Annotated in this window: 16 protein-coding genes and 1 pseudogene; 7 read left to right on the top strand and 10 right to left on the bottom strand. The window is 65.2% G+C overall.

Annotated elements, in window-relative coordinates; all coding sequences use genetic code 11:
* Positions 1 to 36: 36 nt before the first annotated feature.
* From PA01_11905 to PA01_11925, 5 genes are all read right to left on the bottom strand, one after another.
* Positions 37 to 1,314, bottom strand: coding sequence for a glutamate-5-semialdehyde dehydrogenase (locus PA01_11905; GenBank protein KON82482.1), 1,278 nt, complete (start codon positions 1,312 to 1,314; stop codon positions 37 to 39).
* Positions 1,315 to 1,407: 93 nt separating this feature from the next.
* Positions 1,408 to 2,415 (bottom strand): DNA polymerase III subunit delta, encoded by a 1,008-nt coding sequence (gene holA, locus PA01_11910; protein KON82196.1) that lies wholly within the window; start codon positions 2,413 to 2,415, stop codon positions 1,408 to 1,410.
* Positions 2,412 to 2,921, bottom strand: a complete 510-nt coding sequence (gene lptE / locus PA01_11915) for an LPS assembly lipoprotein LptE (protein ID KON82483.1) — start codon at positions 2,919 to 2,921, stop codon at positions 2,412 to 2,414. Before lptE ends, holA begins: the two co-directional genes overlap by 4 nt.
* A 9-nt stretch (positions 2,922 to 2,930) precedes the next feature.
* Positions 2,931 to 5,552: a leucine--tRNA ligase gene (leuS, locus tag PA01_11920; GenBank protein ID KON82197.1), complete on the bottom strand. Its 2,622-nt coding sequence runs from the start codon at positions 5,550 to 5,552 to the stop codon at positions 2,931 to 2,933.
* Positions 5,553 to 5,746: 194 nt separating this feature from the next.
* Entirely contained in the window at positions 5,747 to 6,073 is a 327-nt protein-coding gene (locus tag PA01_11925) for a hypothetical protein (GenBank protein ID KON82198.1), read from the bottom strand.
* 329 nt (positions 6,074 to 6,402) lie between these two features.
* On the opposite strand from PA01_11925, the gene PA01_11930 reads away from it, so the two are divergent.
* The gene (locus PA01_11930; GenBank protein ID KON82199.1) at positions 6,403 to 8,625 is read left to right on the top strand and encodes a UvrD-helicase domain-containing protein; all 2,223 of its coding nucleotides are present in this window, start codon (positions 6,403 to 6,405) and stop codon (positions 8,623 to 8,625) included.
* A 36-nt stretch (positions 8,626 to 8,661) separates the two neighbouring features.
* Here PA01_11930 and PA01_11935 read toward each other — a convergent pair whose 3' ends face one another.
* The gene (locus PA01_11935; GenBank protein KON82200.1) at positions 8,662 to 9,441 is read right to left on the bottom strand and encodes a ParA family protein; all 780 of its coding nucleotides are present in this window, start codon (positions 9,439 to 9,441) and stop codon (positions 8,662 to 8,664) included.
* A gap of 395 nt (positions 9,442 to 9,836) precedes the next feature.
* On the opposite strand from PA01_11935, the gene PA01_11940 reads away from it, so the two are divergent.
* From PA01_11940 to dnaE, 6 genes and pseudogenes are all read left to right on the top strand, one after another.
* Positions 9,837 to 12,140 carry an NADP-dependent malic enzyme gene (locus PA01_11940; protein KON82201.1) on the top strand — a complete coding sequence of 768 codons (2,304 nt, stop codon included), beginning with the start codon at positions 9,837 to 9,839 and terminating at the stop codon, positions 12,138 to 12,140.
* Positions 12,141 to 12,202: 62 nt separating this feature from the next.
* Positions 12,203 to 12,403: a DUF2905 domain-containing protein gene (locus PA01_11945; protein KON82202.1), complete on the top strand. Its 201-nt coding sequence runs from the start codon at positions 12,203 to 12,205 to the stop codon at positions 12,401 to 12,403.
* A 34-nt stretch (positions 12,404 to 12,437) separates the two neighbouring features.
* The gene (locus PA01_11950) at positions 12,438 to 13,574 is read left to right on the top strand and encodes a phospholipase A (protein ID KON82203.1); all 1,137 of its coding nucleotides are present in this window, start codon (positions 12,438 to 12,440) and stop codon (positions 13,572 to 13,574) included.
* A gap of 63 nt (positions 13,575 to 13,637) precedes the next feature.
* Positions 13,638 to 14,612, top strand: coding sequence for a quinone oxidoreductase (locus tag PA01_11955; GenBank protein KON82204.1), 975 nt, complete (start codon positions 13,638 to 13,640; stop codon positions 14,610 to 14,612).
* Positions 14,609 to 15,010, top strand: a complete 402-nt coding sequence (locus PA01_11960) for a hypothetical protein (protein KON82484.2) — start codon at positions 14,609 to 14,611, stop codon at positions 15,008 to 15,010. The genes PA01_11955 and PA01_11960 overlap by 4 nt, the downstream gene beginning before the upstream one ends.
* 42 nt (positions 15,011 to 15,052) lie before the next feature.
* A pseudogene (dnaE, locus tag PA01_11965) lies at positions 15,053 to 18,546 on the top strand (DNA polymerase III subunit alpha).
* 78 nt (positions 18,547 to 18,624) lie between these two features.
* On the opposite strand, the gene PA01_11970 reads toward dnaE, so the two are convergent.
* From PA01_11970 to metG, 4 genes are all read right to left on the bottom strand, one after another.
* Positions 18,625 to 19,224, bottom strand: coding sequence for a peroxiredoxin (locus PA01_11970; protein KON82205.1), 600 nt, complete (start codon positions 19,222 to 19,224; stop codon positions 18,625 to 18,627).
* Between the two features lie 217 nt (positions 19,225 to 19,441).
* Positions 19,442 to 19,729, bottom strand: a complete 288-nt coding sequence (locus tag PA01_11975; GenBank protein KON82206.1) for an acylphosphatase — start codon at positions 19,727 to 19,729, stop codon at positions 19,442 to 19,444.
* Positions 19,722 to 21,410, bottom strand: a complete 1,689-nt coding sequence (sulP, locus tag PA01_11980; protein ID KON82207.1) for a sulfate permease — start codon at positions 21,408 to 21,410, stop codon at positions 19,722 to 19,724. Before sulP ends, PA01_11975 begins: the two co-directional genes overlap by 8 nt.
* A gap of 129 nt (positions 21,411 to 21,539) precedes the next feature.
* The gene (gene metG, locus PA01_11985) at positions 21,540 to 23,693 is read right to left on the bottom strand and encodes a methionine--tRNA ligase (protein KON82208.1); all 2,154 of its coding nucleotides are present in this window, start codon (positions 23,691 to 23,693) and stop codon (positions 21,540 to 21,542) included.
* Positions 23,694 to 23,737: the final 44 nt, after the last annotated feature.

Below are 23,737 nucleotides of genomic sequence, written 5' to 3' on the forward strand. Positions count from 1 at the left end.
GCGGGCGCAGAAGGCGAGGCGCGGCACGTAGCCTTTTTAGCCGCGGACTTCCCCGTTGCCGAAGACGATCCATTTCTGGCTCGTCAGCCCGTCGAGTCCGACCGGGCCGCGGGCGTGAATCTTGTCCGTCGAGATGCCGATTTCCGCCCCGAGGCCGTATTCGAAGCCGTCGGCGAAGCGCGTCGAAGCATTCACCATGACCGAGGACGAGTCCACCTCGCGCAGGAAGCGCATCGCGCTGGTGTAGTTTTCGGTGACGATCGCTTCGGTATGGCCCGAACTGTAGGTGTTGATATGCGCGATCGCGTCGTCGAGGTCGGCAACCACTTTCACCGCAATGACGGGTGCGAGATATTCCTCCGACCAGTCCTGCTCGCTCGCGGCGCGCAACTTGTCCGCAGCGATGCCGTCTGCGCGCAGGATCGCCAGCGATTGTTCGCACCCGCGCATCTCGACGCCTTTCGCCGCGAGCATCCGGCCGATTTCCGGCAGCAGGCGCGGCGCGACCTCGCGGGCGACGAGCAATGATTCCGCCGTGTTGCAGGTGCCGTAGCGCTGCGTCTTGGCGTTTTCGACGATCGGCACGACTTTCGCCACATCGGCATCGCGGTCGATATAGACGTGGCAGTTGCCGTCAAGGTGCTTGATGACCGGCACCCGCGCTTCTTTCGAAATGCGTTCGATCAGGCCTTTGCCGCCGCGCGGAACGATGACATCGACGAACTCGGGCATCGTGATGAGGTGGCCGACCGCGGCACGGTCGGTGATCTCGACGACCTGCACCGAAGTTTCCGGCAACCCGGCAGCGGAGAGTCCTGTCCTGACGCACTGCGCGATCGCCTGGTTGCAATGCAGCGCTTCCCTGCCGCCGCGCAGGATCGCGGCGTTGCCGGACTTGAGGCACAGCGCCGCGGCGTCGGCGGTCACGTTGGGGCGCGCTTCGTAGATGATGCCGATGACCCCGAGCGGCACGCGCATCTTGCCGACCTGAATGCCGGACGGGCGGCGCTTGACATCGGTGATCTCGCCGACCGGGTCGGGCAGTCCTGCGACCTGTTCGAGCCCTTCGGCCATCGCCTCGACGCCCTTCGAGGTCAGGGTGAGGCGATCGATCAGCGCCGCTTCGAGTCCGGCGGCGCGCGCCTCGTCGAGGTCGCGCGCGTTCGCCGCGAGCAGCGCCTCCGCCTGTTGCCGAATCGCCGCGGCCATCGCGATGAGCGCGGCGTTCTTGTCGGCGGTCGAAGCGGCCGCGAGCACGCGCGAGGCGGCGCGTGCGTCGCGACCCAGAGTCTGCATGTAGTCGTGGATGTCCATCGGATTCTCGATGTTGCCGTGCAAAAGAAGATTAAAGCATCGATCGGCCGGCGCCTGCCAGTGCGCACGTCCGCACTGAGGCGACCTGACCGGTCAGCGCCGTGCGAGCCGCAGTGCCAATTGCAGGAACTCGTCCCACACGTTGCCCGGAGCGAGTCCCTTGATGATGCGGTCGATCTTCGCCGCGTGCAGCAGCGCCGCGCGAAGCGTGCCGGTCCGAACCCGCGCAAGCGCGCTGCTTAACGCGTGCTTGCGCCGTTCGTCGAAGATTCGTTCGGCCTTGAACAGCGCGGCAAGAGGCTGGCCGGCAGCTTTTCCTGCCGCTAGCGTGGCCAGCATCCTGATTTCGTGCGCGAGTGCCCACAGCACCAGCGGCGGTGCCGCGCCTTCGCCCTGCAGGCCTTCGAGGAGACGTGTGCACCGCACCGGATCGCCTTCGACGAGCGCGTCGCGCAGCTTGGCAATGTCGTAGCGCGCGACGTTCAACACCGCATTCTGGACATCCTCGAGGCTGAGGTTTCCTTCCGCGTGGAGCAAACCGAGCTTGAGGATTTCCTGGTGCGCAGCGAGCAGATTGCCTTCGACGTGGTCGGCGATGAACGCGAGCGCTTCCGGGCTTGCCGTCTGCTTTTGCAGCGCCAGCCGGGCGGCGATCCATTCTCCCAGGCGTTCGCGCTCCGGGGCGTTGAGTTCGACCGTCACGCCCGTTTGCGTCAACGCGGTGAACCACGCCGTCTTGCGCGTCGCCCAGTCGATCTCGGGCAGCGTGATCAGCGTCACGATCCCGTCGGCGAGGCCGCGCGCATAACGCTGAAGCGCGTCGCCGCCGTCGCGTCCGGGTTTCCCGCCGGGAATGCGCAGGTCGATCAGCTTCGAACCACCGAACAGCGACAGATTTCCTGCAGCGGCGCTGAGGCTTTCCCACCGGAAACCCTGTCCGACGACCAGCGTTTCGCGCTCGTCGAAACCTTGCCGGCGCGCTGCCGCGCGTACGAGGTCAGCGGATTCGAGCACCAGCAACGGTTCGTTGCCATGCAGCAGGTAGAGTGGGGCGAGCGGCTTTGCCAGATGTGCGGAAAGCTGCTCGGGGCGCAGGTTCACGGCTTCGCGGCGGCCAGGCGGCGCATCAACTGGTCGATGAGGTCGAGCTGCATGTCGCGGAACAGCAGAGCTTCTTCCTGTTCCTTGGCGAGCACCTGGGCGTCGTCGAAGTTGTATTCGCGCCGCGCCGAAATCGTCGTCGGCGCGATCCATTCGTTGCCGTTGCGGTCGACGAGCCGGAAACTCATGAGGCGCTCGAGCTGGTACTCGCGCACCTTGCCGCCTCCGGTGAGCGTGAGGATCTCGCGCTCGGCCTGATCGCGCAGGATTTCGAGCCTGACGTCGGCTTTTGCCGGGTCGTCCGTGACCGTGGTGTTGCCGTTCGCGACGATGCGCCGACGCAGCGCCGCCCCGAGGTCCGACTGCCTGCTGACGCCGAGGTAAATGCTGGAAAACGCGAGCGGCTGCGGGCCGCGCAACTTGAACCCGCAGCCGCCGAGCAGTCCAGCCGCCGCCAGCGTGCCGAACCCCAGGAGCAGGCGACGGCGCGCGGGAGAGGATTTCATCGCCATCGCTCAGACGACGATGTTGACGAGGCGGCCGGGCACGACGACGACTTTGCGCGGCGGCTTGCCTTCCATGAATTTCTGCGCCGCCTCCGAGCCGAGCGCGAGCGCTTCGATGACGGAATTGCTTGCGCCGGCGGCGACCCGCAGGCTGCCGCGCAGCTTGCCATTGACCTGCAGCACGAGGTCGATCTCGTCCTGCCTGAGCGCGTCTTCGGAAGGTTCGGGCCAGCTCGCGTGCAGCAGGTCGCCGGCAAAGCCGCAGTCCTGCCACAGCGCGTGCGCGACGTGCGGCGTGATCGGCGCGAGCAGGCGCAGCAGGATATCGAGTCCTTCCTCCGCGACCTGCGCGTGGGCCGCCGTGACGTCACGCGGCGCTTTTTCGAGCGCGTTGAGGATCTTCATCGCGGCCGAGACGACCGTATTGAACTGGTGCTTGCCGAAGTCGTAGTTCGCCTGCTTCAGGCAGAGGTGGATCTCGCGGCGCACTGCGGCGAGCGCTTCCGGCAGCCGGGCAGCGTCGAGCGGGCGATCCGCCGGCAATCGGGGACGGAGTTCGCTGACGAAACCGTGGCCGAAGCTCCATACGCGACGCAGGAAGCGGTATGCCCCTTCGACGCCGGAGTCCGACCATTCGAGCTGCTGATCGGGCGGTGCGGCGAAGATGATGAACAGGCGCGCCGTGTCCGCGCCGTACTGATCGACGAGCGCCTGCGGGTCGACGCCATTGTTCTTCGATTTCGCCATTTTCTCGATGCCGCCGATGACGACCGGCGCGCCGTCGGCGGTGAGTTTCGCGGCGACGATGCGGCCTTTCTCGTCACGTTCGACTTCGACGTCGGCCGGATTGATCCACTGCTTCTTGCCGCCGTCGGCGTCGCGGTAATAGGTTTCGGCGACGACCATGCCCTGGGTCAGCAGGTTCGTGAAAGGTTCGGACACATTGACGAGACCTTCGTCGCGCATCGCGCGCGTGAAAAAGCGCGAATACAGCAGGTGCAGGATCGCATGCTCGATGCCGCCGATGTACTGGTCGACCGGCGCCCAGTAATTGACGCGCTCGTCGACCATCGCCTGCCCGTTGTCGGCCGACGCGTAGCGCAGGAAGTACCAGGACGATTCGACGAACGTGTCCATCGTGTCGGTTTCGCGCTTCGCCGGCTTGCCGCACTTCGGACAATCGCATTCGTGGAACTCGGGCATTTTGGCGAGCGGCGAACCGCGACCGGTCACCGCGACGTCTTCGGGCAGCACGACCGGCAGTTGCTCGTCCGGCACCGGCACGTCGCCGCAATCGGCGCAGTGGATCATCGGGATCGGGCAGCCCCAATAGCGCTGGCGCGAGATGCCCCAGTCGCGCAGGCGGTACTGCGTGCGCTTGGCGCCGAGGCCTTTCGCGGCGAGGTCGGCGGCGATCGCATCGATGGCATCGTGGAAATGCAGACCGTCGTATTTGCCGGAATTGACGAGCCGGCCCTGCTCGGCATACGCGTCCTGCCACGGCGCGACCGTGTCGGTGTAGGCATCGCGCGTCGACCTCACGACCATCCGGATCGGCAGCCGGTATTTCGTCGCGAACGCGAAATCGCGCTCGTCGTGCGCTGGCACCGCCATCACCGCGCCTTCGCCATAGCCCATCAGCACGTAGTTCGCGATCCACACCGGCAGATGCTCGCCGGTGAGCGGGTGCACGACGCGCAGGCCCGTCGACATGCCCTTTTTTTCCATCGTCGCCAGATCGGCCTCGGCGACGCCGCCGTGCCGGCATTCGTCGATGAAGGCCGCGAGTTCCGGATCGTTCGCCGCGGCCTGGAGCGCGAGCGGATGTTCGGCGGCGACGGCGACGTAGGTCGCGCCCAGCAGCGTGTCGGCGCGCGTCGTGAACACCTTCAGCACGCCGGACGCCCCGATCGTCGCCACCTCATACGGGAAATGCACTTCGACGCCTTCGGAGCGGCCGATCCAGTTCTTCTGCATCAGCTTGACCTGCTCCGGCCAGCCGGGCAGGGCGTCGAGCGCTTCGAGAAGCTCATCCGCGTAGGCGGTGATCTTCATGTAGTACATCGGGATTTCACGCTTCTCGATCAGCGCGCCGCTGCGCCAGCCGCGGCCGTCGATGACCTGCTCGTTCGCGAGCACCGTCTCGTCGACGGGGTCCCAGTTCACCGTGCCGAGCTTCTTGTAGATCAGTCCTTTCTGGTACAGGCGGGTGAACAGCCACTGTTCCCAGCGGTAGTAATCCGGCTTGCAGGTGGCGAGTTCGCGCGACCAGTCGATCGCGAAACCGAGACGCTTCAACTGCGTCTTCATGTAGTCGATGTTCGCGTAGGTCCACTTCGCCGGCGGCACGTTGTTCTGGATCGCGGCGTTTTCCGCCGGCATGCCGAACGCGTCCCAGCCCATCGGCTGCAGCACGTTGAAGCCGCGCATGCGATGGTAGCGCGCGAGCACGTCGCCGATCGTGTAGTTGCGCACGTGGCCCATGTGCAGCTTTCCCGACGGGTACGGGAACATGCTCAGACAGTAATACTTGGGCTTGCCGGCGTCCTCGGCGACTTTGAATGCCTGGGTGCCTTCCCAGTGCTGCTGGGCGGCGGCTTCGACTGCGGCGGGAGTGTATTTGTCCTGCATCGGGGGCGGGCGTGGGTGCGTGGAAAACACGCGAGTATATCGCGAAGCCAGCGCTGCCCGGGTTGCCGGCCGATTGCGGGAAATCCGGCACGAAACGGAAACCCGAATCCCCTCCGCCCTTCGACCGCGCGGGCGGGACGCGCCGCCGCGCCCGGCACTGCGGGGGCAGGAGCGCCCGGACCGGATCCGAGTGCTTACGCAGCTTTGCGGGCGAGGGTCGAATAACGTTGCCAGTGGGCCGAGACTGCCGATACGACGTCTTCCATCGCGGTCAGCGGCAGACGCCACAGACGATTCTGGCTGCGCACGAACGGGGTGACGCGCGGCGCGCAGAAGTGCGCCTTTTCTTCTTCGAGCAGGCGCAGGAAAGCATTCATCGCCTCGCCCCAGTACTCGGCATTGCCGACCCATCCGGTCGCCGCGGTGGCTTCGCGCACCGCTTCATGCCACAGGATCGTGGCCCGTTCGATCGAGATGCCCGCTTTGCGAGCATGCCAGGGCAAAAGCTTGGGTGTCTTCATGATTCGTTCTCCTGTGAGCTCGTCGGCCTTGTCGGCTTGTGCGCCGGGGCAGACCTCGTAAGTCCACCGTTCGAGGCGCTGTTAATGCGGTGCAACATATAAAATTTGCCGAATTCTGCACCTCTGAAGAGGGTAATTCCTTGATGAAGCGCAAACGGATGTTGCGTCGCACAATTCCAAGCTAAAGGATCGTCCGGGGCAAATCAACGTCGCTGTTGTGCCGATGCAACAGTGCCCTTTTTTTACGTCGTCACGACCGCGGTTTCGAGCGAGGCCGAAGTTTCCCGCGCGTCCCGGTTAAAATTCGCTGTGCCCCAAGAGAAAACCGAATGTCCGACCTGCTCGCCAACCTCAATCCCGAACAACTCCAGGCCGTTACCTTGCCGCCGCAACACGCGCTGATCCTGGCCGGTGCCGGTTCCGGCAAGACCCGCGTGCTGACGACGCGCATCGCGTGGCTCGTGCAGACCGGGCAGGTCGATCCGCAAGGGGTCCTGGCCGTCACTTTCACGAACAAGGCGGCAAAGGAACTGCTCGCACGCCTGTCCGCGATGCTGCCGCTCAGTTTCAACCGGTCGGCGCGCGGCATGTGGATCGGCACGTTTCACGGACTGTGCAACCGCCTGTTGCGCGCCCACCACCGCGACGCCGGCCTGCCCCAGCTGTTCCAGATTCTCGATTCGGGCGACCAGCTCGCCGCGATTAAGCGGCTCCTGAAGGCGCTGAACGTCGACGACGAAAAATTCCCGCCGCGTGAACTGCAGCATTTCATCAACGGCCAGAAGGAAGCCGGGCTGCGGCCGCACGCGGTCGAAGCGTGGGACGACTACACCCGCCGCCGCGTCGAGCTGTACATCGAGTACGAGTCGCAGTGCCAGCGCGAGTCGATCGTGGATTTTGCCGAGCTGCTGCTACGCACTTACGAGCTGCTGGAGCGCAACGAACCGATCCGCAAGCATTACCAGCAGCGTTTCCGCCACATCCTGGTGGACGAATTCCAGGACACGAACCGCCTTCAGTACCGCTGGCTGAAGCTGCTAGCCGACGCCGGGCGTGACGGCGCGGCGAAGCTGTTCTGCGTCGGCGACGACGACCAGTCGATCTATCGTTTTCGCGGCGCCGACGTCGGCAACATGCGCGATTTCGAGCGCGAGTTTCACGTCGCCAACGTCATCCGCCTCGAGCAGAATTACCGTTCGCACGGCAACATCCTCGATGCCGCGAACGCGATCATCCGTCACAACGCCGGCCGCCTGGGCAAGAATCTGTGGACCGAACGCGGCGCCGGCGAGCCGATCCGCGTGTTCGAGGCCTGCGGCGACCTCGACGAAGCGCGCTGGATCGTCGACGAAATCCAGTCGCTGGTGCGCGACGGCATGAGCCGTTCGGCCATTGCGCTGCTGTATCGCTCGAACGCGCAGTCGCGCGTCCTGGAACACCAGCTCTTTTCCAGCGGCATCTCGTACCGTGTCTACGGCGGCCTGCGTTTTTTCGAGCGCCAGGAAATCAAGCATGCGCTCGCGTACCTGCGCCTGATCGCCAATCCGGACGACGACACCGCGTTCAGCCGCGTCGTCAATTTCCCGACGCGCGGCATCGGCGCCCGTTCGATCGAGGCACTGCAGGACGCGGCGCGCGCGTGGAACAGCAGCCTGTACGCGGCCGTGCCGCATCTGGCGGGGAAGCCGGGGAGCGTGCTGGCCCAGTTCGTGCGCATGGTCGAAGACCTGAGGCGCGACACCGCGAAGCTGCCGCTGCCCGAGCTCGTCGACCATGTGCTCGATGCGTCGGGCTTGCGCAATCACTTCCGCAACGAGAAGGAAGGCCAGGAGCGGCTCGAAAACCTCGACGAACTGATCAATGCGGCGGCGAACTTCGTCGCCGAAGCCGGCGTGCAGGCCGATGCGCAGGACATGGCCCATGCGCTGCTCGCGGATTTTCTCGCGCACGCGTCGCTCGAGGCCGGCGAGCACCAGGCCGATGCTGGCAGCGACGCGGTGCAGTTGATGACGGTGCATTCATCGAAAGGGCTGGAATTCGACGCGGTTTTCCTGTCGGGCCTCGAGGAAGGGCTGTTTCCGCACGAGAACAGCATCCTCGAGACGGAAGGGCTGGAGGAGGAGCGGCGGCTGATGTACGTCGCGGTGACGCGCGCCCGTCAGCGGCTTTACCTGTCCTTCGCGCAGAGCCGCATGCTGCACGGGCAGACGCGCTACAACCTGCGTTCGCGCTTTCTCGAGGAAATTCCGGAGGAAGTCACGAAGTGGCTGTCACCGACGAATCCACGCACCAGTGCGGTGCGCAGCGGGTTCGGCGGCTACTATCAGCCGTCGCGCGGGAGCGGCGGGGCGAAGGCGGCGGAACAACCGGTTTCGCGCAGCCGTGATCTCGGCGGTTTACGTGTCGGTCAGCTGGTCACCCATGCGAAGTTCGGCCAGGGCGTGATCGTCGCCGCCGAAGGCAGCGGCTCGGACGCCCGGCTCCAGATCAACTTCGGCGCCGCCGGAGTGAAATGGCTGATGCTCGCGGTCGCGAAGCTCACGCCCGCCTGACTTCCGCCGCGCGCGGGCGGGGAAAGGCGCCCGTCGTCACGCGCCGTATTTGCGCGCGAGCGAGTCGTGCAGCGCGACGTACTCCTGCGCGAGCTTGTGTTTCGCGTCGAGATGGATCATCGGCCGCGCTTGCTCGTGGGATTCCTTGATTTTCACGGAGGCGGACAAATAGGGCGTCAGCACCGGCAGGCCTTCGTCGATCAGTTCCTGCACGACTTTCTGCGGCAGTGCGGCGCGGGCCTGGAACTGGTTGACGACGATCCCTTCGACCTGCAGCTCGCGATTGTGGTCGCTGCGGATTTCCTGGACGTTTTCCAGCAGCGAGTACAGCGCGCGGCGGGAAAACTCGTCGCAGTCGAACGGGATCAGGCAGCCGTGGGCGGCGATCAGCGCCGAGCGGGTATAGAAATTGAGCGCCGGCGGCGTGTCGATGTAGATGCAGTCGTAGCGCCCGGACAGCTCCTCGAGTGCGTCGCGCAGCTTGTAGATCTTGTAGCGCGACTCGAGCTTGCCCTGCAGGTCTTCGAGTCCCGGGTGCGAAGGCATCACGTCGAGCCCCTCGAATGGGCTCGGGACGACGAACCCGGTCGTCTTCTTCGGGTTCAGCTTGAAGTTGAGTGTCTGGTCGAAGAAATCCGCCAGCGTCGTGTCGACCTCCCCGCCGGAGCGGCCGAGCAGATACTGGGTCGAGTTGCCCTGCGGGTCGAGGTCGACGACCAGGGTACGCCGGCCCCGGTGGGCGCTGATCGCCGCGAGGTTGCAGGTAATGGTCGACTTGCCGACTCCGCCTTTCTGATTGAACACCACGCGTCGCATCTTGGCTTTCCTGGTTGGGCTGCCACGCGATTGTGCCAAAAAATGTCCACGGCCACGTGCCGATGTGCGCCGACGCTCTGCCGGGACCGCAAGCCAGAAGATCGCGCGCGCCGCCATGCCGGCTTACCCTGACATCCCTCTGCCCAAGGCTGGACGGCTGCGCTAAACTTTCGCCTCGTCAAAGCTGGCGTCAGCGGCGGTCGCATGAAGCGGCCGTCATGCGGGCCGCCGAGCCCGATCCGCTGCGATGCCCGGTTCAATGCCGGCCATTCGATCAGAACAAGCCACATCGCTGCGGACATTCCTCATTGGTTGGCGAGGCGCCGGTGCGAGCGCAGAGCTTTTCCCGCACGTTCATAAACAAAGACAACCCACTTAGCACGAGAGGGAGCGCAATGGATCAGGATTTCATCACCGCGGCACTGGATTATCATCGTTCGCCGACCCACGGGAAAATTTCGGTTGTTCCCACCAAGAGCCTGACGAACCAGCGCGACCTCGCGCTCGCCTATTCGCCGGGCGTCGCTGCGGCGTGCGACGCGATCGTCGCGGACCCGGGACAGGCGCGCGAGCTGACGTCGCGCGGCAATCTCGTCGCCGTCGTCACGAACGGCACTGCGGTGCTCGGTCTGGGCAACATCGGCCCGCTCGCGTCGAAACCGGTCATGGAAGGCAAGGGCTGCCTGTTCAAGAAATTCGCGAACATCGACGTGTTCGACATCGAGCTCGCCGAACGGGACCCGGACAAGCTCATCGAGATCATCGCCTCCCTCGAGCCGACGCTCGGCGGCGTCAACCTCGAGGACATCAAGGCGCCCGAGTGTTTCTACATCGAGCAGAAGCTGCGCGAGCGGATGAACATTCCGGTCTTCCATGACGACCAGCACGGCACCGCGATCATTTCGTCGGCCGGGCTGATCAACGGTCTCAAGATCGTCGGCAAGGACATCGGCGACGTGAAGCTGGTGTGCTCGGGCGCGGGCGCCGCGGCGATCGCGTGCCTCGACCTGATGGTCGGGCTCGGAGTGAAGCGCGAGAACGTGTTCGTCTGCGACTCCAAAGGCGTGATCCGCGTCGGCCGTGACGAGAACATGGAGCCGAACAAGGCTCGCTACGCGCAGCGCACCGACGCGACGACGCTGGGCGAAGTCATCGAGGGCGCCGACGTGTTCCTCGGCCTGTCGACCGCCGGCGTGCTGAAGCCCGAGATGATCAAACGCATGGCGGACAAGCCGCTGATTTTCGCGCTCGCGAACCCGAACCCGGAAATCCTGCCCGAAGTGGCGAAGGAAGCGCGTCCGGACTGCATCATCGCGACCGGCCGGTCCGATTATCCGAACCAGGTCAACAACGTGCTGTGCTTCCCGTTCATCTTCCGCGGCGCGCTCGACGCCGGTGCGACGAAGATCACTGAGGAGATGAAGCTCGCGTGCGTGAAGGCGATCGCCGAACTCGCGCGCGCCGAGCAGAGCGACATCGTCGCCGCCGCGTATGGCAACGCCGACCTGCATTTCGGCCCGGACTACATCATTCCCAGCCCGTTCGATCCGCGTCTGATCGTCAAGATCGCGCCCGCCGTCGCGAAGGCGGCGATGGAATCGGGCGTCGCGACGAGGCCGATCGAGGATCTCGCGGCGTACGCGGCCAGTCTGTCGGATTTCGTTTATCAGTCGGGCATCGTCATGAAGCCGGTGTTCTCCGCGGCGAAGCGGATTCCGGCCGAATTCAAGCGCGTGCTGTACGCCGAAGGCGAGGACGAGCGCGTGCTGCATGCCGCGCGCGTCGTCATCGACGAGGAACTCGCGCGGCCGATCCTGATCGGCAGGCCGAGCGTGATCGAGATGCGCATCCAGAAGATCGGCCTGAACCTCGTGCCCGGGCGCGACTTCGACATCATCAATCCCGAGTCCGACCCGCGCTACCGCGAGCTGTGGCAGGAATACCATCACATGAGGTGCCGCGACGGCGTGACGCCCGAACTCGCGAAAGCGAAGATGCGCCGCGACACGACGCTGATCGGCTGCATGGTGCTGCGGCGCGGTGATGCCGACGCGCTGGTGTGCGGCACGTTCGGCTCCTACGATTACCACTTCAAGACGGTCGAGGACGTCATCGGCTTGAAGAAGGGCTCGAAGCTGTTCGCGGCGATGAGTCTGCTGCTGCTGCCCAAGCGCATGCTCGCGATCACCGATCCGTATGTGAACGAGAATCCGAGCGCCGAGGAAGTTGCTGAAATCGCCCGGATGGCTGCCGAAGAGCTGCGCCGTTTCGGCATCGAGCCGCGCGTCGCGCTGCTGTCGCACTCGAACTTCGGCAGCTCGCGTTCGACCTCCGCGCGCAAGATGCGCGAAGCGTCGGAGATTCTCCGCCGCATCGCTCCGGATCTGGAATGCGATGGCGAGATGCACGGCGATTCAGCGCTGTCGCCCGATATCCGCAACAAATCGAACCCGGAGTCGACGCTCGCCGGGGAAGCCAACCTCGTCGTGATGCCGAACCTCGACGCGGCGAACATCTCGTTCAACCTGATGAAGATCGCGAACGGCGACGGGGTGTCGGTTGGTCCGATGCTGCTTGGTGCGGCGCTGCCGGTGCATATCCTGACGCCGTCGGCGACCGTGCGCCGGCTCGTGAACATCACTGCTGTTTCGGTGGTCGACGCTTTCGAGCAGCGGCAGTTTGCCGCCGCGCAGGAGTAAGGTCCTGTCCGGACGCCGGTTCCGTTGAGGAGCCGGCGCCCGCAACGACCGTCGTCCCGTTCATGCAACGCCTGCTGATCGTCCTCGGCTTGATCCTGGTCGCTGCCGGCCTGTTGTGGCCGTGGCTGGCACGCCTGCCGTTCGGCCGGCTTCCCGGCGACTTCCACATCGAACGTGAAGGCTTCGGCTTCTATTTTCCGCTGACGACGGGGCTGATCGTCTCGATCGTGATCAGCCTTATCCTCTGGATCTTCCGCCGCTAAGAGCGGCGTCGGTCAGCCCTACAGGAGCTCCCGGATGCGAATTCCCGTGCTCGCGGTCGCCGCCGCGATGCTTCTTGGCGCGCCTGCGGTCCAAGCCGAATGGCTGCTGGCGGCCTTCGCCACGCGCATCGTCGCCGGGCAGCCGCTGAACATTTCGATCGTTCGCGACGCTTCCGACGAGTTGCCGCTGCCGGATCGTCTCGAAGCGGTCATCGAAGTCGGGGAACAGCGTGTCGCCGTGGAACTCCTCGCCGCAGGGGCGGGCGAGAGCGCTGCGTTCCGGCGCGATTACGTGCTGAGCTGGCCGGAGCAGCTCACCGGACCCGCGGTCGTGGAGCTCGCCGACCGGAGCTCGTCGCGGCTGCTGCTGATCGCTCAGGAAGCTGCCGCGCCGCCGGGCGCCGACGTGGCGAAGGCGGCACAGGAGCCGGTCCTGCCTGCGGCGACCCTTCCGCCGGCCCCCGCGCTGTCGGTCAACGAGCCGATGTATTTCCTCGTCGGCGGCGGCGCCGGGCGCTCGGCGCGTGTCCAGCTCAGTTTCAAGTACCGCATCTTCGAGCCCGAAGGCCCCGTCGTCGAGCTGCTGCCGCCGTTGCGCGGCCTGCATTTCGGTTACACGCAGACGTCCGTGTGGGATCTGCGCTCGGAGTCGAAGCCGTTCCGCGATACGAGCTACCGGCCGTCGCTGTTCTACGAGTGGCGGCTCGCGTCCGACCCGCAGCGCCAGCACGGCGTCACCGTCCGCACCGGCTACGAGCATGAATCGAACGCACGCGACCGGCACAATTCGCGCAGCATCGACACGCTGTTCGCGTCGCTCGACTGGCGTCATCGCCTCGGCGAGCGGCAATCGTATGTCGGTATCACGCCGAAGCTCTGGGCTTACCTCGATCGCGATGAAAACCCGGACATCCACCGCTATCGCGGCTATGGCGAGCTGGGCGTGCGTTTCGGCCGGGACGACGGCTTTCTCGCTCAGCTGCGCCTGCGCCACTCGACCGACGGGGGCAGTTCGCAGCTCGATCTGTCATATCCGCTATCGCGCGCAATCCTGTCGGACACGGCGTCCTACCTGCATTTCCAGGTGTTCAACGGTTATGGCGAGACGTTGCTCGATTACAACCGGTCACGCGGAACGCAGTTTAGAATCGGTTTCTCGATCCAGCGCTGACGCATAGGCGAGGGCGCTGCCCTCCTGCGCTGCGCCAGCCGCATTGAACTCAAGGAGACCGGCATGTCGCATGCGATTCGCTTCCACCAAACCGGCGGTCCCGAAGTCTTGCAGTGGGAGGCGGTCGACGTTCCGCCGCCTGCACAAGGCGAGGCGCGCGTGCGACAGCATGCCGTAGGGCTCAACTACATCGACACCTACCATCGCACCGGGCTGTATCCGGCGCCGTTGCCATCGGGCATCGGTCTCGAGGCTGCCGGAGTCGTCGAGGCGGTCGGCGAGGGGGTGGACGATCTCGCGCCGGGCGATCGGGTGGCCTATGCGGGAGGGCCGCTCGGCGCGTATGCGGAACTGCGCAACCTGCCCGCCGATCGGCTCGTGAAGCTTCCCGATCCGGTCTCGTTCGAGCAGGGTGCGGCGATGATGCTGCAGGGGCTGACTGCGCAGTATCTGCTGCGTCGCACTTATCGCGTGCAGCCGGGTGACACGATCCTGATCCACGCTGCCGCGGGCGGCGTCGGCCTGATCGTGTGCCAGTGGGCGAAGGCGCTCGGCGCAACCGTCATCGGCACTGTCGGGTCGGACGAGAAAGCTGAACTCGCCCGCGCGCACGGCTGCGACCATCCGATCGTCTATACGCGCGAGAACTTCGCCGAGCGGGTCAGGGAGATCAACGGCGGCGAAGGATTGCCGGTGGTCTACGACTCGATCGGCAAGGATACTTTCATGGAGTCGCTGGGCTGCCTGCGGCCGCTCGGCACGATGGTGCTGTTCGGGGCCGCTTCGGGGCCGGTGCCGCCGTTCGATCTCGGCCTGCTCGCGAAAATGGGGTCGCTGTTCATCACGCGCCCGACCCTATTCACTTATTCGGCGCAGCGCGCGGACTTGCTGGCGATGGCGGCCGATCTCTTTGAATTCGTCGTCTCGGGCAAAGTGCGGATCGAGGTCAACCAGCGTTTTGCGCTGAAGGACGCCGCGCAGGCGCACCGCGAGCTCGAGGCCCGCCGCACCACCGGTTCGTCGATCCTGCTGCCATGAGTGTGCGCCGCGAAGGTGCATCGCCGGCGCGCCGGCTGGCGCTGTGCCTGATCCTGGTCTTTCCCGCTGCGCCGCTCGTGCCGCAGGCGCTCCCGCAACCGCAGGGCCAGAGCGCGATGAGCCCGGCCGCGACCGCGTTCCTCGCCGCGAGCAGCCGCCGGATCGAGGACCACTTCGTCAGCGAAGTCGTGCGCATCACCGGCGCGACTCCAGCACAGGTGCGCAGGGCGATGCCCGACGAGCGGCGCATCACCTCGACGGCTTCACGACTCATCTCCGCGCTCGAAGCTGAGCTCGGCGCGCCGTTGCCACACGCGCAGCAGCAGGCGATTGTCGAGGCCGATGACGCGCGCAAGGAGTCGCTGGCACGGGCCCGGGAAGCCGCGCAGCAGCGTTGAGCGATCAGGTGAGGGGGCAGGGCATCGGGTAAAATTGCGCCCATGACTGCCCCCTACGAACCCTGTTTCATCCATCTGCGGCTGCACTCCGAATATTCGATCTCCGACGGTATCGTCCAGATCGATCAGGTGATCGCCCGCGCCGCCGCCGATGCGATGCCCGCTCTCGGCATTTCCGACCTGGCCAACCTCTTCGGCATGGTCAAGTTCTACAAAGGCGCGCGTGGCAAGGGCATGAAGCCGGTCATCGGCGTCGATGTCTGGATCACCAACGACGCGGACCGCGACAAACCTTTCCGCGCCCTGCTGATCTGCAAGAATCGCAAGGGTTACGGGCAGTTGTGCGAATTGCTGACGCGCGCCTATCTCGACAACAAGTACCGCAGCCGCGCCGAGATGCACCGGCAGTGGTTCGCCGATGGCGCTGCATCGGATCTGCTGTGCCTGTCGGGCGCGATGAGCGGAGACATCGGCCAGGCGCTGGTGAACGGCAACCCCGACGTCGCCGAGCGCCTTGCAGCCGAGTGGGCGCAGCTGTTTCCCGATGCGTTCTACATCGAGCTGCAGCGCGCCGGCCATCCCGGTACCGAAGCCTACATCCGCCAGGCCGTGCAGCTTGCGGGCAAACTCGGGCTGCCGGTCGTCGCGACGCACCCGGTGCAGTTCCTCAAGCGCGAGGACTTCAAGGCGCACGAGGCGCGCGTGTGCATCGCGCAGGGCTATGTGCTTGCCGACAAGCGCCGGCCGCGCGACTTCACCGAGGAGCAGTATTTCAAGAGCCAGGACGAGATGTGCGCGCTGTTCGCCGACATCCCGGAGGCGCTCGAAAATTCGGTCGAGATCGCCCGGCGATGTTCGCTGACGGTGCAGCTCGGCAAGAATTTCCTGCCGCAGTTTCCGACGCCGGAAGGCATGACGCTCGACGATTTCCTCGTTGCCGAAGCGAAATGCGGCCTCGAAGTGCGACTCGCGGAGCTCTACCCGGATGAGGCGGAGCGCGAGCGTCAGCGCCGGACTTACGAGGACCGGCTCAAGTTCGAGACCGACACGATCATCCAGATGGGTTTTCCCGGTTACTTCCTGATCGTTGCGGACTTCATCAACTGGGCGAAGGAAAACGGCGTGCCGGTCGGACCGGGACGCGGTTCCGGCGCCGGTTCGCTGGTCGCGTACAGCCTGCGCATCACCGACCTCGATCCGCTCGCGTACGCGCTGCTGTTCGAGCGCTTCCTGAACCCGGAACGGGTGTCGATGCCCGACTTCGACATCGACTTCTGCCAGGACAACCGCTACCGCGTCATCGAGTACGTGCGCAGCCGCTACGGCAAGGAAGCGGTCAGCCAGATCGCGACCTTCGGCACGATGGCGTCGAAAGCGGTCGTGCGCGACGTCGGTCGCGTGCTCGACCTGCCGTACGGGCTGTGCGATCGCCTGTCGAAGCTGATTCCGATCGAAGGCGCGAAGCCCGTCTCGCTCGCCAAAGCGTACGACATGGAGGCGCAGATCGGCGAGATGATGAAGGATGGCAACGACGGCGAGTCGGTGCAGGAGCTGTGGAGCCTCGCCGAACCGCTCGAAGGCCTCTCGCGCAACGTCGGCATGCACGCCGGGGGCGTGCTGATCGCGCCGGGCAGGCTCACCGATTTCTGCCCGCTGTACATCGCCGACGGCGACGATGCGACGCCGGTGTCGCAGTTCGACAAGGACGACGTCGAGGCGGTCGGCCTGGTGAAGTTCGACTTTCTCGGCCTGCGCAACCTGACGATCATCGAGCTCGCCGTCGAGTACGTCGAGCGCCTCACCGGCGAGAAGCCCGACCTCGCCGCGCTGCCCTTCACCGACCCGGCCGCGTACCAGATCCTCAAGGACGCGAACACCACCGCGATCTTCCAGGTGGAATCGGAGGGCATGAAGAAGCTGCTGAAAAAGCTTGCCCCGGACCGCTTCGAGGACATCATCGCGGTGCTCGCACTGTACCGCCCGGGGCCGCTCGGCTCGGGGATGGTCGACGACTTCATCCTGCGCAAGAAAGGCCAGCAGGAGATCGACTACTTCCATCCGGATCTGAAGCCCTGCCTCGAGCCGACGTACGGCGTGATCGTGTATCAGGAACAGGTGATGCAGATCTCGCAGATCATCGGCGGCTACACGCTCGGTGGCGCCGACATGCTGCGCCGTGCGATGGGCAAGAAGAAAGCCGAGGAAATGGCGCTCCACCGCGAGACGATCGCCGCCGGCGCGAAGCAGAAAGGCTACGACCCGGCGTTGGCCGAGCAGCTCTTCGACCTGATGACGAAGTTCGCGGAGTACGGCTTCAACAAGTCGCACACGGCTGCCTACGCGGTCGTCACATACCACACCGCGTGGTTGAAGGCGCACCACTGCGCAGCGTTCATGGCCGCAACGATGTCGGCCGATCTCGACAACACCGACACGATCAGGATCTTCTTCGAGGACGCCGTCGCGAACGGCGTGACGATCCTGCCGCCGGACGTCAACGCTTCCGACTTCCGCTTCGTGCCGACCGACCGCGATACCATCCGCTATGGCCTCGGTGCAGTGAAAGGAGCCGGGGAGCCGGCGGTTCGCGCGATCCTCGCGGCGCGGGACGCCGGCGGACCGTTCCGCGACCTGTTCGATTTCTGCATGCGCGTCGATCGGCGCGCGGTCAACCGTCGCGTCATCGAAGCGCTGATCCGCGCCGGCGCGTTCGACCTCATCGAACCGAGCGGCAGCGCCGACCGCGCGCGGCTGCTCGCCACCGTGAGTCTCGCGATGGAGGCGGCCGAGCAGGCGGCGGCGAATGCGCTGCAAGGCGGGCTTTTCGACCTGATCCCGGAAGCGGCCGGCGCAGCCCCGGAGTACGTTCGCGTGCGCCCGTGGACCGAACGCGAGCGGCTCAAGGAAGAGAAGCTCGCGATCGGCTTCTTCCTCTCCGGCCATCCGTTCAACAGTTTCCGCAAAGAGGTGCGCCGCTTTGTCCGCCGGCCGCTCGCCGAACTCGAACCTTCGCGGGATCTGCTGATGCTCGCCGGCGTCGTCATGGACGTGCGCACGAAGATGACCGGCCGCGGCAAGATGGCTTTCGTCGTGCTCGATGACGGCAGCTATGTACGCGAAGTGTCGGTGTTCTCGGAACTGTTCGATTCGCAACGCAGCAAGATCGTCACTGACGAAGTGCTGGTCGTCGAAGGCAAGGTGAGCAACGACGACTTTACCGGCGGGCTGCGCATCGTCGCCGACAAGCTCATGACGCTCGGCGAAGCGCGCTCGCGGTTTGCCCGGGCGCTGCAGCTGACGGTCAACGGGGAAGTGAAGGCGGCGGGGGCGCGAGCGCTGCGGCCGACCGTCTGCAAAGCCTGCTGGCGCCGTTCCGCGAAGGAGGCTGCCCGGTCCGGCTGCGTTACCGCAACGAGGTGGCCGAAGCGGACCTGCCTTTCGGCGAAGGCTGGCGCGTACGTCTCGACGACGCGCTGCTCGACGGCCTGCGCCAGTGGTTGCCGACGGACGCGGTCGAAGTGCTCTATCCGAACTGAGCTTCGTCGCCTGTCGGCAGCAAAAAAAACGGCCGCGGCCCTTTCCGGGACGCGGCCGTTTTCATCTTGCCAGCCCGATCAGAGCGATTGGGCGTGCTGCGCGAGGTAATCCGCGACGCCGCTGGGGTCGGCCTTCATGCCCGCCTTGCCCTTGTTCCAGCCCGCCGGGCAGACTTCGCCGTGCTCTTCGGTGAATTGCAGCGCGTCGACCATGCGCAGCATCTCGTCGATGTTGCGGCCCAGCGGCAGGTCATTGACGACCTGATGGCGCACGACGCCGGCCTTGTCGATCAGGAAGGAACCGCGGAACGCAACGCCGCCTTCGGATTCGACGTCGTACGCGCGGCAGATCTCGTGCCTGATGTCGGCCACCATCGGATACTGCACCTGCCCGATACCGCCGCTGTTGACCGGCGTGTTCTTCCATGCGAGGTGCGTGAACTGGCTGTCGATCGACACGCCGAGCACTTCGACGCCGCGCTTCTTGAATTCCTCAAGGCGGTGATCGAATGCGATCAGCTCGGACGGGCAGACGAAAGTGAAATCGAGCGGGTAGAAGAACAGGACGGCGTACTTGTTCTTCGTGAACTGCGAGAAGGTGATGTCCTGGATCTGATTGTCGCCGAGCACTGCGGTCGCGGTGAAATCGGGGGCCTGCTTGCCTACGAGGACTGCCATGATTGATCTCTCCTCTGTGATTTGAACGGGGTGTATGCATCTTGGGCCACCCTGCCCGGTGCGTCAAATTGCAATTGCAATCGAGTGTTGATAGTTTTTTTCTATCGAGAGGCTCCGTTCTGCATCGGTCCGGATGAGTGAGTTGACAGTTTTGGTGGCCGAGTTCCGCATCCGGCAAATGTTCCTGTCGCGCTCTCCCTGCGGCAGGGGAGGGGCGCTATGCCGTCGGACGGACCGAAAATGCTCCGGGTTCCGGCCATTCCGCCGGGGTGACGATGACTTCCTGCACATGAGCGGCGGGTGGGCCCCGCCGTGCCCACGCGATGAAATGTTCGACTGTTGCCTCGGGGCCGGCGACCAGCGCCTCGACCGAGCCGTCCCGCCGGTTGCGCACCCATCCCTCCAGCCCGAGGCGAATGCCTTCAGCCTGCGCGCTCGCCCGGTAATACACGCCCTGCACGCGGCCGCGGATCGTCAGATGGCGTGAAACGGTTGCGTCAGGCATACGACAGCTCCGCTTCGTGCCCGCGCAGCCGCTGGGCGCGGATCAGGGCTTCGGTCATGTTTCCCGCGATGTTGTCGTCGCCGAGGCTCGCCTGGAATCCGGAGCGGAACACGAGCGACGCAGGCTGCTCGTTCAGGTCGCACAGGATCAGCTGGGCGCCACGCTTTTGCAGCGTGCGGTGCAGGGTCTGGAGCGCGTCGAGGCCGGTGGTGTCGATGTTGATCACTTTTTCGAGATCGAGGATCACGGCGTCCGGATGGCCTTCCTGCATCAGCAGCAGGTTCTCGAGCTTGTTCGCCGCGCCGAAAAACAGGCTGCCGAATACCCGGTAGGCGATGATCCGCGGCGTGCCGTCGCTGCGTGCCAAGGCTTCGACGCCGTAATGCTCTTCGAGCGGGACCCGTTCGATGCGCGTGAGGTCCGACATCCGGTAAATGAAAAACAGACTCGCGAGCAACATTCCGAGTTCCACGGCGAGCGTGAGATCGAACACCACCGTGACGAAGAACGTGCCGAGCAGGATAACCCGGTACTGGTTCGAATAGCGTGCGAGCTCTTTCCAGGCGAAAGCGTGCCATTCGCCCATGTCGACCGATACCATGACGACGATCGCCGACAGTGCGGCGAGCGGGATGTGGCTCGCGAGCGGCGCCAGCGCGAGCACGACGGCGAGCAGCACCAGCGCGTGGACCATCCCGGCGACCGGGGTATGCCCTCCCGAGCGCACATTGGTCGCGGTTCGGGCAATCGCGCCGGTTGCGGCGAAGCCGCCGAACAGCGGCGCGACGACGTTCGCGACGCCCTGCGCGATGAGTTCCTGGTTGGGATCGTGACGGTCGTCGATCAAGTTGTCGGCGACGCGTGCGGACAACAGCGATTCGATCGCCCCGAGCAACGCGATCGTCACGGCCGGCGCGATCAGCTTGCCGAGCGTGCCGAGCGACAGCGCCGGCAGGCCGATGTCCGGCAACTCCTGGGGAATGCCGCCGAAGCGGCTGCCGATGGTGTCGATCGGCAAGTGGAGCAGCGCATTGACTGCCGTGGCGATCAGCAGCACTGCGAGCGGTCCGGGCAGGCGGCGCATCCACGCGATCCGTGTCGCCGTGCGGTTCCACGCGATCAGCACCGCGAGCGACGCGATCGACGTGGCCACGGTCGGAAGATCGATCGTGGGCATCGCCGCGAGCAAGGTTTCCATCTTGCCGAAGAACTCCCCCGGCATCTTCTCGATGTCGAGCCCGAGGAAGTCCTTGACCTGCGAAATGAAGATCACGACGGCGATGCCGTTCGTGAAGCCGATGACGACTGACACCGGGATGAAGCGGATCATGCTGCCGAGCCTGAAGGCACCCATGCCGAGCAGCATCACGCCCGACATCATCGTCGCGATCAGCAGGTTCTGTACGCCGAAATCCGCGACGATCGCGTACACGATCGGGATGAACGCGCCGGTCGGGCCGCCGATCTGCACTTTCGAGCCGCCGAGTGCGGAGATCAGGAAGCCGGCGACGATCGCCGTCCATACGCCGGCCGTCGGACTCATGCCGCTGGCGATCGCGAACGCCATCGCCAGCGGCAGCGCGAGCACGCCGACGGTGACGCCGGCGGAAAAATCGTTGATGAACGTGGCCCGGCCGTAGCCGGGCAGGGTGTCAAGCAGTTTCGGGCGAAACCTGATCATGGAGCCTCCTGAATTCCTCGCTGTGTTGCCTACCTCGGGCGCTGCAGTGGTGCAGCGGCCCGGGGCCGGTTCGGTGCTGCACGAACCAGCGTTTCGAGGGAGTCAGGGGCATGTCGGCTTAGGCTGTGATCATTTCACCCGCATGCCGGGCGCGGCGCCCGCGTCCGGCGTCAGGATGTAGATCCCGGCCCCCTTGTCGTCCGCGTCGGACGCGGCGAGCACCATGCCTTCGCTGACGCCGAACTTCATCTTGCGCGGCGCGAGGTTGGCGACCATCACCGTGAGCCGTCCGACGAGCGCCGCGGGGTCGTACGCCGACTTGATGCCGGCAAACACCTGGCGCAGCTTCGTCTGCCCATTTTCGGTTTGGCCGATGTCGAGCTGTAGCCGGATCAGCTTGTCGGCGCCTTCGACGTGTTCGGCGCCGACGATGCGGGCGATACGCAGATCCACTTTCGTGAAATCGTCGATCGAGATATGCGGCATCGCCGTTTCGGACTGGGCTTCATGCTGCTGCTTTTCCGCGTGGCGCTGCTGCGACGACGCGACTTTTGCCGCCGGCGCGGCCGGCGCGAGCGATTCGCGGTTCGCGTCGAGCAGCGCGTCGATCTGCTTGCGCTCGACGCGCGTCATCAGGTGCGCATAGGGATTGATCGCGTGCGCGGCGGGCAGCGGCTGCCAGGTTTGCGGCCAGGCGAGCGGGTCGATCGCGAGGAACGCTTCGACTTTTTCGGCGAGAGCGGGCAGGACCGGTTTCAGATACAGCGTAAGGTCGCGGAAATGCGTCAGCGCGGTGCTGCACACGACATGAAGACGCGCTTCCTGACCTTCCTGCTTCGCCAGTTCCCACGGCTTGTGGTCGTTGACGTACTGGTTCGCGAGGTCGGCCAGCCGCATGATCTCGCGCAATGCGCGGCCGTAGTCACGTTCTTCGTAAGCGTGCGCAATTGTCCCGGCCGCGAAGGCAGCTTCGAAATCCGCGGTCGCCTGCGAGTCGCTCGCGCCGAGCCTGCCGTCGAAGCGTTTGGCGATGAAGCCGGCGCAGCGGCTCGCGATGTTGACGTACTTGCCGACGAGGTCCGAATTCACTTTTGCGACCATGTCGTCGAGACTCAGGTCGACGTCTTCCATCGTGCCGTTCGACTTGGTCGCGAAGTAATAGCGCAGCCATTCCGGATTGAGGCCCTGCGAGACGTAGGAGCGCGCGGTGATGAACGTGCCGCGGCTCTTGCTCATCTTCGCGCCGTCGACAGTCAGGAAGCCATTGACGCACAGCTGGGTGGGCGTGCGGTAGCCGGCGAACCGCAGCATCGCCGGCCAGAAGAGGGCGTGGAAGTAGAGGATGTCCTTGCCGATGAAGTGCACCATCTCGGTGCCGGCGGTTTCAGCGCGGACGGCGTCGGTGAACTCGTCGAGGGCGATGTCGCCGCGCTGCTCGGCGAGGTTGCGGAAGCTCGCGAGGTAGCCGATCGGGGCGTCGAGCCAGACGTAGAAGTATTTTCCGGGCGCGCCGGGAATCTCGAAACCGAAATACGGCGCGTCGCGCGATATGTCCCAGTCCGACAGCGTGTTGCCGCCGTCGCCGACGCTTTCGTCGCCGAGCCACTCCTTCATCTTGTTTGCCGCTTCGGCCTGCAGGCGGCGAGTGCCGGCAGCGTTCGTGCCGCGCGTCCATTCGCGCAAAAACGCCACGGCGCGCGGGTCGGACAGGCGGAAAAAGTAATGCTCCGACGTCTTCAGCACGGGCTTCGCGCCGGACACGGCCGAGTGCGGGTTCTTGAGCTCGGTCGGTGCGTACGCGGCGCCGCACGCTTCGCAGTTGTCGCCGTACTGGTCGGCCGCCCCGCACTTCGGGCATTCGCCCTTGATGAAGCGGTCCGGCAGGAACATCTCCTTGACCGGATCGTAGAACTGCTCGATCGCGCGGGTATCGATCAACTCCGCGGCCTTGAGCTTCGTATAGACGTCTTCGGCGTAGGCCCGGTTTTCGACGCTGTGAGTGCTGTGGTAATTGTCGAATGCGACGCCGAAGTCGGTGAAGTCACGCAGATGTTCGCCGTGCACGCGCCCGATCAGCGCTTCGGGCGTGATGCCTTCCTTCTCGGCGCGCAGCATGACCGGCGTGCCGTGCGTGTCGTCCGCGCAGACGTAATGCACGGTGTTGCCGCGCATGCGCTGGTAACGCACCCAGATGTCGCCCTGGATGTACCCGACCAGATGACCGAGGTGGATGTCGCCGTTGGCGTACGGGAGGGCGTTGGTGACCAGTATCTTGCGCGGCATGATGGGCGGAAATGGAAAAAGAAAGAGTGTAGCAAAGGCGTCGC

The organism is Azoarcus sp. PA01 (assembly GCA_001274695.2).
GTDB lineage: Bacteria > Pseudomonadota > Gammaproteobacteria > Burkholderiales > Rhodocyclaceae > Aromatoleum.

Coding starts and splice junctions, on each gene's coding strand:
- PA01_11905 (KON82482.1), bottom strand. CDS start 1,314: ATGGACATCCACGACTACATGCAGACTCTGGGTCGCGACGCACGCGCC.
- lptE (KON82483.1), bottom strand. CDS start 2,921: ATGAAATCCTCTCCCGCGCGCCGTCGCCTGCTCCTGGGGTTCGGCACG.
- leuS (KON82197.1), bottom strand. CDS start 5,552: ATGCAGGACAAATACACTCCCGCCGCAGTCGAAGCCGCCGCCCAGCAG.
- PA01_11925 (KON82198.1), bottom strand. CDS start 6,073: ATGAAGACACCCAAGCTTTTGCCCTGGCATGCTCGCAAAGCGGGCATC.
- PA01_11930 (KON82199.1), top strand. CDS start 6,403: ATGTCCGACCTGCTCGCCAACCTCAATCCCGAACAACTCCAGGCCGTT.
- PA01_11935 (KON82200.1), bottom strand. CDS start 9,441: ATGCGACGCGTGGTGTTCAATCAGAAAGGCGGAGTCGGCAAGTCGACC.
- PA01_11940 (KON82201.1), top strand. CDS start 9,837: ATGGATCAGGATTTCATCACCGCGGCACTGGATTATCATCGTTCGCCG.
- PA01_11945 (KON82202.1), top strand. CDS start 12,203: ATGCAACGCCTGCTGATCGTCCTCGGCTTGATCCTGGTCGCTGCCGGC.
- PA01_11950 (KON82203.1), top strand. CDS start 12,438: ATGCGAATTCCCGTGCTCGCGGTCGCCGCCGCGATGCTTCTTGGCGCG.
- PA01_11955 (KON82204.1), top strand. CDS start 13,638: ATGTCGCATGCGATTCGCTTCCACCAAACCGGCGGTCCCGAAGTCTTG.
- PA01_11960 (KON82484.2), top strand. CDS start 14,609: ATGAGTGTGCGCCGCGAAGGTGCATCGCCGGCGCGCCGGCTGGCGCTG.
- PA01_11970 (KON82205.1), bottom strand. CDS start 19,224: ATGGCAGTCCTCGTAGGCAAGCAGGCCCCCGATTTCACCGCGACCGCA.
- PA01_11975 (KON82206.1), bottom strand. CDS start 19,729: ATGCCTGACGCAACCGTTTCACGCCATCTGACGATCCGCGGCCGCGTG.
- sulP (KON82207.1), bottom strand. CDS start 21,410: ATGATCAGGTTTCGCCCGAAACTGCTTGACACCCTGCCCGGCTACGGC.
- metG (KON82208.1), bottom strand. CDS start 23,693: ATGCCGCGCAAGATACTGGTCACCAACGCCCTCCCGTACGCCAACGGC.